The organism is Mesorhizobium sp. B2-3-2, assembly GCF_006442295.1.
Classification (GTDB): Bacteria; Pseudomonadota; Alphaproteobacteria; order Rhizobiales; family Rhizobiaceae; genus Mesorhizobium.
Genome location: NZ_VFWA01000004.1, coordinates 337,407 through 351,716, shown reverse-complemented (window position 1 = coordinate 351,716; position 14,310 = coordinate 337,407). Strand labels below are relative to the sequence as shown.

The following is a 14,310-nucleotide window of genomic DNA, read 5'->3' as shown; positions in this document are numbered from 1 at the left end:
AGTTTCAAGACGGAGCCCCGCTTCCATGCGAACTCATTGAGCCCCCGCTTGTTCCGCGCGACACGCAAAAGATCGGAACCCAGGCGTTCCGCAGCGGTTATCGGCTGATTGATCAACCGGAATCCCATTATGCCGATCGACCCGCAAAATGCCCTCCTGACCGTGCAGGCGGGGCTCTCTCAACTCAGCGCACTCATTGTCTCCTATTCCCTCTCGGCGGTCGGCGCCGTCATCCTTCTGGTTGTCGGCTACATCGTCGCCGGCTTTGCCGAGCGTTCGATTTTTGCCGGCCTGGGCCACATCCATGGCTTTGACCAGACGCTGCGGCACTTCTTTTCCAAGATCGTCCGCTACGCCATCCTCGTCCTCGTCGTCATCATGGTGCTCGGCCAGTTCGGCGTGCAGACGGCCTCGATCATCGCCGCGATCGGCGCCATCGGCCTGGCCATCGGCCTGGCGCTGCAAGGCACGCTTCAGAACATCGCCGCCGGCATCATGCTTTTGGCATTGCGGCCGTTCCGCATCGGCGAATCCGTCGAAGTCGGGTCCATTGCCGGCTCGGTCGAGGAAATCGGCCTCTTCGCCACCAAGCTCCGGACATCCGAAGGCGTCTACATCCTGGCGCCCAACTCGACGCTGTGGAACCAGCCGGTGCGCAATTTTTCGCGCAACGGCGTGCGGCGCGGCGACATCACGCTCTCGATCGGCTCCTGGAACGACATCGACCGCGCCCAGAAGACGCTGCTTGCGATCGCCGCCGCCGAGCGCCGCATCAAGCGTGAGCCGGCGCCGACCGCCTTTGTCGCGGCATTGGGCGAAAGCACCGTCTCGATCACCTTGCGCTATTGGACATCATCGGCGGATTTCTTCGCCGCCCAGGCCGATCTCACCAAGCGGGCCAAGCAGGAGTTCGACCGCGAACGCATATCGATCCCGCTGCCGCCACCGCAGGCCCCGGCACCGGAAACCCGCCGGCAATAGTCAATCGCCCCTGTGCCGGTGCTGTTCGTCCGGCGCGAAGGCGAGTTCCACCGGCAGTGGCGCCTGCGCCGTCATCGGCGCGAAGCTGCCGGTTTCGGTTGCCGGCACCGGCCGCGTGGTGAACACGCGCAAAAGCACGAACAGGCAGAAGACGCAGGCGATGACCACAGTCACATAGATGAAGGCCTGCGTGCCGAAGACGGCCGACAGCGCGGTCACGATGCCCGGCACGATGAAGCCGGACAGCGACCAGGCAAACAACAGCGAACTCGACAGCGCCACCATGTCGTCCTTGCCGGCGCGGTCGGCGGCATGCGCACTGGCCAACGAGTAGATCGATTCCGAGGCGCCGTCCCACATCACATAGACCACCAGCAGCAGTGCCAGCGTACCGCCGTCGAAGCCGAGCGCGAACATCCCTGCCGCCGCGGCGATCGCGGATGCCGCTACCAGCACATAGCGGCGATCGGTGCGGTCGGAAATCCAGCCGAGCGGAACCTGCAGGATCAGCGTGCCGAGCGGCATCACCGACAGCAACAGCGCCACGTCGGCCTGGCTGTACCCTTTCGCGGTGGCGTGGATCGGCGCGAAGCCGGAAATCGACATGGACAGGCCACCGACCGCCAGCATGCCGGCGACGCCGACCGGCGAAATCCGCCAGGCCCGGCGCAGCGCCACCGATGCCGCCTGCGGCGCCGGCGGCTGGGCCAGCCGGGTCATCCCGACGGGCAGGATGGATAGCGCGGTGAAGGCTATGCCGATCAACGATGCATCCGCCGTCCTGATGTCGACCAGCGCCAGCGTCGCATAGCCGATGCCGAGCCCGCCGACATAGGCGACGTAGAAGACGGCCATTACCCTGCCGCGTATGGCGTTGGCGACGGCATCGTTGAGCCAGCTCTGCGCGACGATGAAAAGCCCGCATATGGCAAAGCCGTAGAGAGCGCGCGCCGCGATCCACAACAGGGGGTGCGGCCCGGCGCCGATTGCGGCATTCGACAGCGCGATCAGCGCCGACAGCACCATGAAGGCGCGGGCATGGCCAACCCTGCGCACCAGCGGCCCGGTCAGGATGCAGCCGGCGAGGCCGCCGGCCGACAGGCCGGTGACGATCAGACCGGCCCAGGTCGGATCGAAGCCTTCCACCCCGAGTCGGACAGGAATGTAGGCGAACATCAGCCCATTGCCGATGGCGATCAGCGCCATCGACACCACGACGCTGGCAATCGCGATCAGCGGCGTGGGCGTGTCGCCGTGCCTCGATTCCGCTTCGGTCTGGTTTTTCACGAGAGTGGTCATGTCAGCGCAAGATCATCCATTCGATGACGAAAGACCGCCGTAAAAGCGACATTGCCGGACTTGCCTTCTTCCCTGCGAAGAAAGGGCGCCGTGCGTGCCGATCAGCCCTTCGCCTGCTTGCGGATAGCCGTCGACGACAGCGACGAGCGCGGGCCGTGGATGAAGGTCCAAGCGGGCGCCTTCATGCGCGCGAGCCTTGGCGCATCGCCTTCGTCGACGCGGGCATAGTCGAAGGTCTTGGCCACGACCGACGACAGGAACGACAGCGTCGCGCCCGGACGGTCGATGACCGCGATCGGGAAGGTCATGACGATTTCGCGCCAGCGCTGCCAGCGGTGGAAATCGCGCAATGAGTCGGCGCCCATGATCCAGACGAAGTCGACGCCGGGATTGCGCGCCTTGACCAGCGCCAGCGCGTCGGCGGTGTAGCGCACATGATGCGCCGCTTCGAAGGCGGTGACCTTGATCTTCGGGTTCTTGGCGATCCGTTCGGACAGGCGCAGCCGTTCGGCCAGCGGCGCCAGCTCGTGCGTGTTCTTCAGCGGATTGCCCGGGGTGACCATCCACCACAACTGATCGAGAGCCAGACGCCTGAGCGCGATCTCGGCGACGAGCGCGTGGCCGGCATGTGGCGGATTGAACGAGCCGCCGAACAGGCCTACAGCAAGGCCTTTGCCGGCATGCGGCATTTTGAGGTAGCTGGACGGGATAGGTTGTTCAGACGGGGAAAGCATGGTGCTAGGTGCCCCCCTCTGTCCTGCCGGACATCTCCCCCTCAAGGGGGGAGATTGGCAACGTCACCGACTGCAGAAATTCTGCGACGACAGCGATTGGCGAAATCAGAAACAACAGCCCATCTCCCCCCTTGAGGGGGAGATGCCCGGCAGGGCAGAGGGGGGTCCGCGCGCACACGCCTCTCAGACTCTAACGGCGAAAAACGTCAAGGCCTCACCTGTCCTGAGCCGCGCACGCGGTATTTGAACGAGGTCAGCTGCTCGACGCCAACGGGCCCGCGCGCGTGCATCTTGCCGGTGGCGATGCCGATCTCGGCGCCCATGCCGAACTCGCCGCCATCGGCGAACTGTGTCGAGGCGTTGTGCAACAGGATCGCCGAGTCGATCTCGTTGAAGAACCGTTCCACCGCCTGCGCATCCTCGGCGACGATCGCCTCGGTATGGTGTGAGGAGAAAGTCTCAATATGCTCGATCGCGCCGTCGACGCCGTCGACCAGCTTCACCGCGATGACGGCGTCCAGATATTCGGTGACCCAGTCGGCATCGGTCGCCGGCTTGGCGTCGAAGAACAGCTTCAGCACCTCGGCATCGGCATGGATCTCGCAGCCGGCGGCGCGCAAGGCATCGAGGATCGGCACCAGGTGGGTGGAGGCAACCGCTCGGTCGACCAGCAGCGTTTCGGCCGCGCCGCAGACGCCGGTGCGCCGCATCTTGGCGTTGACGGCGATGCCGACCGCCATGTCGAGCTTGGCCGAGCGGTCGACATAGAGATGGCAGATGCCTTCCAGATGCGCGAAGACCGGCACCCGCGCCTCGGTCTGCACCCGCTCGACCAGGCTCTTGCCGCCACGCGGGATGATGACGTCGAGATTGCCGCCGAGGCCTTTCAGCATTTCGCCGACCGCGGCGCGGTCGGTGGTCGGCACAAGCTGGATGGCGTCCTGCGGCAGGCCGGCTGTCTTCAAGCCGTCGACCAGGCAAGCATGGATCACCGACGACGAGTTCAGCGAATCCGAGCCGCCGCGCAGGATCACCGGGTTGCCGGCCTTGAGGCAGAGCGCGCCGGCATCCGCCGTGACGTTCGGGCGGCTCTCGTAGATGACCCCGATGACGCCGAGCGGCGTGCGCACGCGTTCGATCCTGAGGCCGTTCGGCCGCTCCCAACTGGCGATCACGTCGCCGACGGGGTCGCCAAGTTCGGCAATCTCGCGAATGCCGTCCGCCATGGCGCGGATGCGGGCGGGATTGAGCTTCAGCCGGTCCATGGAGGACGCCGACAGTCCGGCTTCATGACCGTTCGCGATGTCGATGGCGTTGGCGTCGAGTATGGCTCGCTCTCGGGCGATGATCGCCTCCGCCATGGCGGCAAGTGCCGCGTTCTTGGCGGCTGTCGTGGCGATGGCCAGCGGTCGTGCGGCGGCGCGGGCACGGCGGCCGAGGTCGGCCATCGTCGCCACTGTATCGTTCCGGGATTTTTCATGCAGCTTCAGCATGGCTCATCCTCCGCTCGTTACTTGGTCGCCCGCGAGGCTGACCACAAGGTCGTCGCGATGGATCATCGCCGAACGCGCCTCGTAGCCGAGCACGGTCTCGATTTCGGTTGTCTTCAGGCCTGCGATCCTTACGGCATCCGCGGCATCGTAGGCAACCAGCCCGCGGGCGATCTCGCGGCCCTCGGGCGACAGGATCGCCACCGTATCGCCGCGCGAGAAATTGCCGCTGACCAGCTTGACGCCGGCCGGCAGCAGCGACTTGCCCGATGTCAGCGCCCCGACGGCGCCGGCATCGACGGTGAGCCTTCCCGCCGGTTCGAGCTGGCCGGCGATCCAGCTCTTGTAGCCTTTCACGGGGTTGGCGCTCGGCCGGAAGAAGGTGGCGCGCTCGCCGCGCTCGATCGCCATCAGCGGCGAAAGCCGCGTGCCGGCGGTAATGATCATGGCGGTGCCGGCCGCGGTGGCGATCTTGCCGGCGTCGAGCTTCGTGCGCATGCCGCCGCGCGACAGCTCAGAGGCGGCCGCCCCCGCCATCGCCTCGATTTCAGGCGTGATGCGGTCGACCACCCCGACGAATTTGGCCTCCGGGTCACGCGCCGGCGGCGCGGTGTAGAGCCCGTCGATATCGGAGAGCAGCACCAAAAGGTCGGCGCCCATCATCGTCGCCACCCGCGCCGCCAGCCGATCATTGTCGCCATAGCGGATCTCGGAGGTCGCCACGGTGTCGTTCTCGTTGATGACCGGCACCGCTTTCATCTTGAGCAGCGTCGAGATCGTCGCCCGGGCGTTGAGGTAGCGGCGGCGCTCCTCGGTGTCGCCAAGCGTGAGCAGGATCTGGCCCGATTTCAGCCCGCCCTTGCCTAGCGCATCCGACCAGGCGCCGGCCAGCGCGATCTGCCCGACGGCGGCCGCCGCCTGGCTCTCCTCGAGCTTCAGCGCCCTTTTTCCGAGGTCAAGAATGGTACGGCCAAGCGCGATGGCGCCCGACGACACGACCAGGATTTCCGCACCGCCTTGAGCCAGCACGGCGATGTCGTCGGCCAGCGAGGCCAGCCAGTCGCGCTTCAGCCCGGCCGTGCGGTCCACCAGAAGCGCCGAACCGATCTTGACGGTGATGCGCCGGTATTTCTTCAGCGACTGCATGGCCTTACTTTTCCCAGCGCGTCTCGATCGGGGCGGCGATCTGCGCGCGGGCCTCCGCGATCACCGCCATCAGCGCGCGCTGCACCGCCTCGACACCTTCGCCGGTGACGGCCGACAGCAGCATCGGCGCGCGGCCGGCGGCGCGCTTCAGCGAGGCAACCTTTTTCTTGCGCTCATCCGCATCGAGCGTATCGACCTGTGAAAGGGCCAATATCTCGGCCTTGTCGGTCAGGCCGTGGCCATAGGCTTCGAGTTCGGCGCGCACCGTCTTGTAGGCCTTGCCGGGATTTTCTTCCTGCGCCGACACCAGGTGCAGCAGCACGCGCGTGCGCTCGACATGGCCAAGGAAACGGTCGCCGATGCCGACGCCCTCATGCGCGCCCTCGATGAGGCCGGGAATGTCGGCGATGACGAATTCACGCGCATCGATGCGCGCCACCCCCAGGCCGGGATGCAGCGTGGTGAAGGGATAGTCGGCGATCTTCGGCTTGGCGGCGGTGACGGCGGCGAGAAAGGTCGATTTGCCGGCATTGGGCAGCCCGACCAGCCCGGCATCGGCGATCAGCTTCAGCCTGAGCCAGATGTTGAGCTCCTCGCCGGGCTGACCCGGATTGGCGCGGCGCGGCGCCTGGTTGGTCGAGGTCTTGAAATGCTGGTTGCCGAAGCCGCCATTGCCGCCCTTGGCCAGCAGGAAACGCTGGCCGACCACCGTCAGGTCGCAGATCAGCGTCTCGTTATCCTCTTCGAACACCTGCGTTCCAGCCGGCACTTTCAGCGTGACGTCGGCACCCTTGGCGCCGGTCATGTTGCGGCCCATGCCATGGGTGCCGGTCTTGGCCTTGAAATGCTGCTGGTACCGGTAGTCGATCAGCGTGTTCAGCCCGTCGACCGCTTCCAGCCAGACGTCGCCGCCGCGTCCGCCATCGCCGCCGTCCGGTCCGCCGAACTCGATGAATTTCTCGCGCCGGAACGACACCGAACCGGCGCCGCCGTCGCCGGAGCGGACATAGACCTTGGCTTGATCGAGAAATTTCATCGGACAGCAGTTTCTTTATTGGCCTTGCGGCATTGCTCTAAACCTTGCGCCTTGCTCTAAACCAAGGCGCGGCGAAGGGCGAGGCCGTTTTATGACGATGGCCGCGCGGGGTTGGCCGGAGATGACGGATGAAGCTTGTAACCTACAACATCCAGTACGGCATCGGTCTTGACGGGCAGTACGATGTCGCGCGCATCACTGAGGCCGTGCGCGGTGCCGACGTGATCGCGCTGCAGGAGGTCACCCGCAACAATCCCAGGAACGGCGGACGCGACATGGTCGCCGAGATCGGCGAGGCGCTGCCCGACTATTTCGCCGTCTACGGCAGCAATTTCGAGGCCAATATCGGCTCGCGCATCGAGAACGGCCGCGCCATCACCACCACCTTCCAGCTCGGCAACATGGTGCTGTCGAAGACGCCCATTCATCTGTCGCGCAACCTGCTCCTGCCGCGCAGCCGCAGCTTCGAGATGATGAACTTCCAGCGCGGCGCGCTGGAGGCGCTGATCGAGACGCCGCTTGGTTTCATCCGCTTCTATTCCATCCATCTCGATCACCGCAGCCCGGTCGAGCGCGCCAGCCAGATCCAGTTCCTGCGCCGGCGCCTGTTGAACTATGCGCTTGAAGGCGGCGCGCTGTCCGGCGTCGCCGAGATCGGCCTGCCGGAACTGCCGCATCCCGAGGCCTTCGTCGGCATGGGCGACTTCAACATGCTGGCCGGATCGCCCGAATATGTCGAACTCGCCGGCCGGCCGGACCACGAATTCGGCATGCCGCTGACCGCTGATTTCGCCGTCGATGCCGCCCTGCGCCTCAATGTCGCCGGCGACGATCTCGTCAGCTGGGTCGACCCCAAGGACCCCGGCAATACCGACCGTCACAAGCGCATCGACTATATCTTCACCAGCGCCTCGCTTGCCCGGTCGCTGAAACGCCTGTGGGTCGACCGAAAGGCTGTCGGCTCGGACCATCTGCCGGTATGGGCCGAACTGGGCTGAGCCCAAATCGATGCACGATTCTTTCGGAACCTTTGACCAGAGGCCCAGCGCCGATGTGTGCTGAGATTCAGGTGAGGCCGGCCTCACCTGAAACATCGCCACACATCAAAAATGCACCCAGTTGCGCAGGCTGGTCCACGTCTTCCGGTCGAGCCGGTAGCGCTCGACCGGCACCTGGCCGGCGACGATCGAGTTCAACATGCCCTGGCCGGCGTACTGGAAGCCGCATTTGTGGATCACCCGGCGCGAGGCCGGATTGATGACCCGCGTCGAGGCGTGCAGCACCTGGATCTTTGTGCGCTGGAATGCGAGATCGACCAGGGCGTGCGACGCCTCTGTGGCGAAGCCGCGCTTCCAATAGGGTTCTCCGATCCAGTAGCCGAGCTCCAGTCCGCGGTCGGTGGTGTTCAATCCGGCGCAGCCGACGAAGGTTTCGGTGCCGGCCAGCGTCAGCGCATAGGCGATGCCGGCGCGGCGCGACTTGGTCATGGCCAGGAAAGCGCGTGCCTCCGCCTCGCCATAGGGATGCGGCATGCGCGCCAGCATCTCGGCGACATGACGGTTGTCGGCGAGCTCGACCAGTTGCGCGATGTCGCTTTCGCGCGGAGCCCGCATCACCAGCCGCTCGGTGACCAGCACCGGGCAATCGATCGCATAACTTTCGTCTTCTGAGTCTTCCGCTTCGGCAACCATGTCAAAGTCCTCCAGGCACAAGAAAAAGGGGAGATGGAAACCCATCTCCCCTGATCCTTTTCCTGGCTTTGCCAAACCTTCTGGCTTCCAGACACCGGTTCCCGAGATGGGCTGCCGGTGTTGTGGTGCGGAACCGGCTACTCCGCTGCTTTGGTAATCGGGTTGACCGATACGTAGGTTCGGCCGTTGGCTTTTTTGTTGAATGTCACGGCGCCGGCTTCGAGCGCGAAAAGGGTGTGATCCGTACCCATCCCGACGTTGACGCCGGGATGCCAGGTAGTGCCGCGTTGACGGATGATGATGTTGCCCGGGATGACGGCTTCGCCGCCGAACTTCTTCACGCCCAGACGCTTGGAATGCGAGTCGCGACCGTTGCGCGACGAGCCGCCAGCTTTCTTGTGTGCCATCTAACTAACTCCGATGCGCCCAAGGGCGCTTGAATGGTCTTATGAACGCGTTCGCGTTCCGTTTCAAGTCCGATCCGGCGACGTTTCGCGCCGGTTCGCCTTACTTCTTTGTCAGTTCCTTGGCCTGCTCGCGCCAGTCCTTGATCTGGTCGGCGCTGAACGGCATGTTCTCGTCGATCTTGGCCACATCCTTCTCGGTCAGCTTGGCGAGCTGCGCGAAGGTGATGATGCCCTGTTCGTTGAGGTCCTTGGCCGCGACCGGACCGATGCCCTTGATCACGGTCAGATCGTCCGGCTCGCCCTTCGGCGCCTTGAACAGCGGCGCTGCCGCGGTCTCGGCCTCTTCCTTCGGGGCGTCCTTCTTGGCCTTGGCTTCCTTCGGCGCCGCGTCGGCGGCTACCTCGGCCTTGGCTTCCGCCTTGGCAGCGGTCTTCTTGGCCGGCTTGGCGCCGCCCAGCAGGATCTCGGAGATCCGGACCGTGGTCAGCAACTGGCGATGGCCGATCTTGCGGCGCGAATTCTGCCGGCGGCGCTTCTTGAAGGCGATGACCGTGCGGTTCTTGCCCTGCTCGACGACTTCGGCGGTGACAATCGCGCCGTCGACGAACGGTGCTCCGAACGTGACATTCTCGCCCTCGCCATGCGCGAGCACGTGGCCGATCTCGACGATGTCGCCGACATTGGCTTCGACTTTTTCGATCTTCAGGAGATCGTTGGCGGCGACGCGATACTGCTTGCCGCCCGTTTTGATGACTGCGAACATTTTTTGCCTTTCGCTGTTCGGTCGGCCTCGATGAACCGCCTGTGGCGGTTCGGCCGTCTTTTTGTCAGTCTGCGGGTTCAAAAAACAAGCGGCGCGGAAGAACCCTCCACGCCGATTGCGCGCTGTCCCTAACCGAAGGTTTGTTGCGAGTCAAGGCAAACGGGCAGATTCTCGGGGCAACGAATCCGGGCCGACGGGTTTCCTCGGAGCTTTCGTCGGCGCGCTGTTGAGGGAGCCTTGAACGGAAAAACCCGCCTGTGCGGCGGGTCCCTGGCGCAACTCAGCACCATAACCAAATATCTACCATAGTTGCCTTCACCCTGTCAAGAAAAAATTCCTATCAAGAGGTCGCCGGCGCTGCCGGACTGGCGTTCCCAGCCCTCTTTAACCCGAGTTCGAAATCCTGGCCGGATTCGTGGCCGGCGAAGTGGCCGGCGTCGTCGACCGCGGTCGGGACGCCGTCGCTCCGGGCCCGCCTCTGACGCAAGCTGAGTTTCCGGCGGATTTGGCCTTGTAACCTGTCCGTTCAGCCGTTATCTAGTGCGCCGCGCCGGCAACGGCCGACCATGACCGCGGAGAGGTGGCAGAGTGGTCGAATGCACCGCACTCGAAATGCGGCATGGGTGCAAGCCCATCGGGGGTTCGAATCCCTCCCTCTCCGCCATTTCTGCTTCTGTACAACCCGGAGACATGAGCAACAGTTTGCCCGCTGTCGCCTGAGCGTGACGCGCCGACCGGTTCAGCTCAATTCGGACGATGTCCCGCGATTGCGCCCAGAAAAATCTCCCCGAATTCCCTAAGCTTCGCCGCTCCCACGCCATTCACCTCGGCGAACGCGTCGAGGTCGTGCGGGCGGCGTTCGGCCATGTCGATCAGCGTGCGGTCGGAAAACACGACATAAGCCGGCACCTGCCGCTCCTTGGCCAGCCGCAGCCGCAGCGCCTTGAGCGCGGCCAGCAGCGATCCATCCACACCCTCGGCGCCGGCGGCAGAGCCTTCCCCGGAACGCTTCCTGCCGCGCGCGAGAGGGTCCCGCGTCTCGACGCGATAATGGAACGCAACCTCGCCGCGCGCGAGGGCGCGGCCGCTTTCGGAAATGGCGAGGCCGCCATGGCCGTCCGGATCCGGCATCAGGAATCCGCCGGCGACCAGTTGCCGGATCAGCGACAGCCAGACCGTTTTCCTATGCGCCGCGCCGGCCCGGAAACTGGTCAGCGTTTGATGGCCTCTCGCCAGCACTTTCTCGGTCTCGTGGCCGAGCAGGATGTCGATGACGTGGGCGGCGCCGAAGCGCTCGCCGGTCTGCGCGACGGCCGCGAGGATGATCCGCGCCTCCGCTCCGCCATCGGCGCGCGGCGCCTGGTCGAGGCAGTTGTCGCAATTGCCGCAGGGCGCTGCCTGCTCGCCGAAATAGCCGAGCAGGATCTGGCGGCGGCACTGTGCCGCCTCGCAATAGCCGATCAGCGTGTCGAGCCGGCGATGCCCGCGCCTCTTGTGCTCGGGTGATGACTCTTCGTCGTCGATGAACAGGCGCCGCATGCGGATGTCGCCGAGCCCGTAAAGCATATGCGCCTCGGCCGCCCGCCCGTCACGGCCGGCGCGGCCGATCTCCTGATAATAGGCCTCCAGGCTGCCCGGCAGGTCGGTGTGGAAGACATAGGCGACGTCGGGCTTGTCGATGCCCATGCCGAAGGCGATGGTCGCCACCATGACGACACCGGAGAGCGTCATGAAAGCGTTTTGATTCGCCTCACGCGCCTCCTTGCTCATCCCGGCGTGATAGGCGAGCGCGGTGACGCCGTTCTTCTCGAGGAAGGCCGCCATCTCTTCCGTCTTCTTGCGCGACAGGCAATAGACGATGCCGCTTTTGCCCACGTGACGCTCGACGAAGCGTAGCAACTGGCGCTTGCTGTCCTGCTTGGCCTCGAGGGCAAGCTTGATGTTTGGCCGGTCGAAACCCAGCACCAGGGTTTCGGCGCGCCCGGCGAACAGACGCGCTTCGATATCGGTGCGGGTAGCCTCGTCCGCCGTCGCCGTCAGCGCGATGATCGGCACTTGCGGGAAAATGGAGCGCAGCCGCGACAGATCCTCATATTCGCGCCGGAACGCCGGCCCCCATTGCGAGATGCAATGCGCCTCGTCGATGGCGATCAGGCTGACGTCGAGCCTGGCCAGCGCCTCGAGCATCCGCTCGGTCATCAGCCGCTCCGGCGCGAGGTAGAGCAGGCGCGTCTGGCCGGAGGCGACACGGCGCCATGCCGCCACATTGGCCTCGCGCTCGAGCGAGGAGTTGATCGTATCGGCCGCCACGCCGGCAAGGCGCAGAGCCGCGACCTGATCCTGCATCAGTGCCACCAGCGGCGAGACGACGATGGTGAGGCCGCCCAGGACCAGCGCCGGAACCTGGTAGCAGAGCGATTTGCCCGCACCCGTCGGCATGACGGCCAGCACATGGCGTCCGCCCAGCAGCGCGTCCATGACGTCGGCCTGGCCGGGACGAAAATCGTCGAAACCGAACACGTCCTTCAGAACGCGTTGCTTGGGATCTGGTGCATCCGGCGGAACGCTCGCCGTCGATATTGGCATCTCGCAATGTTCCCCGGTTTGGCTGAGGCAACGTTCTTAAAGCGAAGATCGCCGGAACGCTATCCGCGATGCGCGGGGGTGGCATGCCCACCTGCTCCAATTCGCGCCTTCCCTGGCGGCACATGCACCCCTGCTGGATTCCCTCACGCGCTGCGATGTAAGCTTGCCCGGGCACGATCAGGGAGGGAGCGATGCTGCAGACCACACAGGATGCTCTCGGCGAGCGCTTCAAGCAGCAGCGCGTCGCCTTCGAGGCGCAGCCCTTCCCAGGCCTCGATGTCCGCAAGGATCGCCTCGCCCGCTTGCTGGCGCTCACGGAAAAGCATGAGGCCGACATCTGCGCGGCGATCGACACCGACTTCGGCGGCCGCTCGGCTCATGAAACCCGCCTTGCCGAGCTGTTCGTGGTGCGGGCCGGCATCCGCCACGCGCTGTCTCACTTGAAAGCCTGGATGCGGGAACGCCGCGTCGCCACCACCTTGCCGTTCCTGCCGGGCAGAAACCGGCTCGTCCCGCAGCCGCTCGGTGTCGTCGGCATCGTGTCGCCCTGGAACTACCCTTTCCAGCTCGCGGTCGCGCCGGTCACCGCGGCGTTCGCCGCCGGCAACCGCGTGCTGGTCAAACCGTCCGAATTGACGCCCGCCTTTTCAGCGCTGCTGGCGCGCCTGGCCGGCGAGCATTTCGCGCCGGACGAACTCAGCGTCATCACCGGCGACGCGGAGGTCGGCAAGGCTTTCGTGTCGATGCCTTTCGATCACCTGCTGTTCACCGGCTCGACGGCTGTCGGCCGCCAGGTCGCGCTGGCGGCCGCCGCCAACCTCACTCCGGTTACGCTGGAACTCGGCGGCAAGTCGCCGGCGATTTTCGACCCCTCATGCGACCTCGATGCGGCGGCGGCCAGCGTCGCCTATGGCAAGCTCCTCAATGCCGGACAGACCTGCATCGCGCCGGACTATCTTCTGGTGCCGCAAGGCCAGGCGGAAACGGCCGCCGCCAAGCTCGCAATGGCTATGGCGAAGCTCTACCCCAGCCTGGGCGACAACCCGGACTATACCGCCATCGTCAGCGACCGGCATTATCAGCGCCTGCGGGCCATGATCGCGGAAGCCCGCAACGCCGGCGCCGATGTCACCGAAATCAACCCCGCCGGCGAGGCGTTCGGCGCCACAGGCCGCAAATTGCCGCCGACCCTGGTCAGGAACGCCGATCCCAAGCTGCAACTGATGCGCGAGGAGATTTTCGGGCCGGTGCTGCCGATCCTCGAATATGCCGGGATCGACGCGGCGATCGCCCATGTCAACCGGGCCGACCGGCCGCTGGCGCTCTACTGGTTCGGGCGAGATGGCGGCAATCGGCAACGCATCCTGCATGAGACCATCGCCGGCGGCGTCACCATCAACGACTGCATGCTGCATCTGGTGCAGGAGAACCAACCCTTTGGCGGCGTCGGCGCCAGCGGCATGGGCGCCTATCACGGCGAATGGGGCTTCCGCACCTTCAGCAAGGAGAAGCCGGTCTTCCTGCAGTCGCGCTTAAGTGCGGGAAGCCTTCTGCGTCCGCCCTATGGCAAGACCTTCGAACGGCTTTTCGGCCTGCTCAGGCACATCACTTGAACGCCGTACAGCGCCCGCCGCAGGCCGGCGCGATCACATGGCGGCCCGCGCGTTAATCCTATCTTCACCATGATTCGGCAGGCTCCATCTCCTGCGGCCACGTTTCGAGTACCGCGGCGCGCAAGCGCCCAGGCAACAGACCCGCGCCTCTCCGGAGGCGCGGGTTTTCATTTGGAAAACAGCGCGCCAAAACGAGCGCCCGTCGCTCATTGCAGTTCGCCCCTCAGGCGAGGAAATCGGCGCGGTGCGGCGTAAAGCTGTCGACGAGCCGGCCTGCCTCGAGCGCCTTGACGCCGTGCACCAGGCCGGACGGCACGATGAAGCTGCCGCCTGTCTTGAGGATTTCGGTCCGGCCGTCGATGGTCACCTCGAAGCGGCCCTCGGCGACGTAGCTGGCCTGCACATGCGGGTGCGAATGCAAGGCGCCGACGCCGCCCTTGTCGAAAGCGAATTCGACCATCATCAGTTCATCCGTGTGCAGGAGAACGCGCCGCCTGTTGCCGTCCGGCGTCGCCGTCCAGGCGGCCGCGCCGGCCTGCGAGAAGATTTTCGTTTCGCTCATCG

General features: G+C 65.3%; 13 protein-coding genes and 1 tRNA gene. 4 read left to right on the top strand and 10 right to left on the bottom strand.

Annotated elements, in window-relative coordinates; genetic code table 11:
• Positions 1–129 precede the first annotated feature (129 nt).
• Positions 130–981 carry a mechanosensitive ion channel domain-containing protein gene (locus FJ964_RS13285; RefSeq protein ID WP_140550798.1) on the top strand — a complete coding sequence of 284 codons (852 nt, stop codon included), beginning with the start codon at positions 130–132 and terminating at the stop codon, positions 979–981.
• On the opposite strand, the gene FJ964_RS13280 is transcribed toward FJ964_RS13285, so the two are convergent.
• From FJ964_RS13280 to obgE, 5 genes are all read right to left on the bottom strand, one after another.
• A complete protein-coding gene (locus FJ964_RS13280) occupies positions 982–2,280 on the bottom strand; it encodes an MFS transporter (RefSeq protein WP_140550797.1) in 1,299 nt (432 codons plus the stop codon). It abuts the gene before it with no gap.
• 101 nt (positions 2,281–2,381) lie between these two features.
• A complete protein-coding gene (locus FJ964_RS13275) occupies positions 2,382–2,969 on the bottom strand; it encodes a nicotinate-nucleotide adenylyltransferase (protein ID WP_140550949.1) in 588 nt (195 codons plus the stop codon).
• Between the two features lie 251 nt (positions 2,970–3,220).
• Entirely contained in the window at positions 3,221–4,507 is a 1,287-nt protein-coding gene (locus tag FJ964_RS13265; protein ID WP_140550796.1) for a glutamate-5-semialdehyde dehydrogenase, read from the bottom strand.
• A 3-nt stretch (positions 4,508–4,510) separates the two neighbouring features.
• Complete coding sequence (proB, locus tag FJ964_RS13260) at positions 4,511–5,650, bottom strand: glutamate 5-kinase (RefSeq protein ID WP_140550795.1); 1,140 nt, start codon at positions 5,648–5,650, stop codon at positions 4,511–4,513.
• A gap of 4 nt (positions 5,651–5,654) precedes the next feature.
• Complete coding sequence (gene obgE / locus FJ964_RS13255) at positions 5,655–6,686, bottom strand: GTPase ObgE (RefSeq protein ID WP_140550794.1); 1,032 nt, start codon at positions 6,684–6,686, stop codon at positions 5,655–5,657.
• Between the two features lie 128 nt (positions 6,687–6,814).
• On the opposite strand from obgE, the gene FJ964_RS13250 reads away from it, so the two are divergent.
• Entirely contained in the window at positions 6,815–7,684 is an 870-nt protein-coding gene (locus tag FJ964_RS13250; protein ID WP_140550793.1) for an endonuclease/exonuclease/phosphatase family protein, read from the top strand.
• Between the two features lie 105 nt (positions 7,685–7,789).
• Here FJ964_RS13250 and FJ964_RS13245 read toward each other — a convergent pair whose 3' ends face one another.
• The 3 genes from FJ964_RS13245 to FJ964_RS13235 form a co-directional block, all read right to left on the bottom strand.
• The gene (locus tag FJ964_RS13245) at positions 7,790–8,377 is read right to left on the bottom strand and encodes a GNAT family protein (protein ID WP_181172451.1); all 588 of its coding nucleotides are present in this window, start codon (positions 8,375–8,377) and stop codon (positions 7,790–7,792) included.
• Positions 8,378–8,514: 137 nt separating this feature from the next.
• Complete coding sequence (gene rpmA / locus FJ964_RS13240; RefSeq protein ID WP_140493012.1) at positions 8,515–8,784, bottom strand: 50S ribosomal protein L27; 270 nt, start codon at positions 8,782–8,784, stop codon at positions 8,515–8,517.
• Between the two features lie 100 nt (positions 8,785–8,884).
• The gene (locus FJ964_RS13235) at positions 8,885–9,547 is read right to left on the bottom strand and encodes a 50S ribosomal protein L21 (protein ID WP_140550791.1); all 663 of its coding nucleotides are present in this window, start codon (positions 9,545–9,547) and stop codon (positions 8,885–8,887) included.
• Positions 9,548–10,121: 574 nt separating this feature from the next.
• On the opposite strand from FJ964_RS13235, the gene FJ964_RS13230 reads away from it, so the two are divergent.
• Positions 10,122–10,211, top strand: a tRNA-Ser gene (locus FJ964_RS13230).
• An 80-nt stretch (positions 10,212–10,291) separates the two neighbouring features.
• Here FJ964_RS13230 and recQ read toward each other — a convergent pair.
• On the bottom strand, positions 10,292–12,133 hold the full coding sequence (gene recQ / locus FJ964_RS13225; RefSeq protein ID WP_140550790.1) for a DNA helicase RecQ: 1,842 nt from the start codon (positions 12,131–12,133) through the stop codon (positions 10,292–10,294).
• Positions 12,134–12,324: 191 nt separating this feature from the next.
• On the opposite strand from recQ, the gene FJ964_RS13220 reads away from it, so the two are divergent.
• Entirely contained in the window at positions 12,325–13,746 is a 1,422-nt protein-coding gene (locus FJ964_RS13220) for a coniferyl aldehyde dehydrogenase (protein WP_140550789.1), read from the top strand.
• Positions 13,747–13,969: 223 nt separating this feature from the next.
• On the opposite strand, the gene FJ964_RS13215 is transcribed toward FJ964_RS13220, so the two are convergent.
• Positions 13,970–14,308, bottom strand: coding sequence for a cupin domain-containing protein (locus FJ964_RS13215; RefSeq protein ID WP_140550788.1), 339 nt, complete (start codon positions 14,306–14,308; stop codon positions 13,970–13,972).
• Positions 14,309–14,310: the final 2 nt, after the last annotated feature.

Bases quoted from the DNA above. Each gene is read 5' to 3' on its own strand.
- FJ964_RS13285 (WP_140550798.1), top strand. From the start codon at position 130: ATGCCGATCGACCCGCAAAATGCCCTCCTGACCGTGCAGGCGGGGCTC.
- FJ964_RS13280 (WP_140550797.1), bottom strand. From the start codon at position 2,280: ATGACCACTCTCGTGAAAAACCAGACCGAAGCGGAATCGAGGCACGGC.
- FJ964_RS13275 (WP_140550949.1), bottom strand. From the start codon at position 2,969: ATGCCGCATGCCGGCAAAGGCCTTGCTGTAGGCCTGTTCGGCGGCTCG.
- FJ964_RS13265 (WP_140550796.1), bottom strand. From the start codon at position 4,507: ATGCTGAAGCTGCATGAAAAATCCCGGAACGATACAGTGGCGACGATG.
- proB (WP_140550795.1), bottom strand. From the start codon at position 5,650: ATGCAGTCGCTGAAGAAATACCGGCGCATCACCGTCAAGATCGGTTCG.
- obgE (WP_140550794.1), bottom strand. From the start codon at position 6,686: ATGAAATTTCTCGATCAAGCCAAGGTCTATGTCCGCTCCGGCGACGGC.
- FJ964_RS13250 (WP_140550793.1), top strand. From the start codon at position 6,815: ATGAAGCTTGTAACCTACAACATCCAGTACGGCATCGGTCTTGACGGG.
- FJ964_RS13245 (WP_181172451.1), bottom strand. From the start codon at position 8,377: ATGGTTGCCGAAGCGGAAGACTCAGAAGACGAAAGTTATGCGATCGAT.
- rpmA (WP_140493012.1), bottom strand. From the start codon at position 8,784: ATGGCACACAAGAAAGCTGGCGGCTCGTCGCGCAACGGTCGCGACTCG.
- FJ964_RS13235 (WP_140550791.1), bottom strand. From the start codon at position 9,547: ATGTTCGCAGTCATCAAAACGGGCGGCAAGCAGTATCGCGTCGCCGCC.
- recQ (WP_140550790.1), bottom strand. From the start codon at position 12,133: ATGCCAATATCGACGGCGAGCGTTCCGCCGGATGCACCAGATCCCAAG.
- FJ964_RS13220 (WP_140550789.1), top strand. From the start codon at position 12,325: ATGCTGCAGACCACACAGGATGCTCTCGGCGAGCGCTTCAAGCAGCAG.
- FJ964_RS13215 (WP_140550788.1), bottom strand. From the start codon at position 14,308: ATGAGCGAAACGAAAATCTTCTCGCAGGCCGGCGCGGCCGCCTGGACG.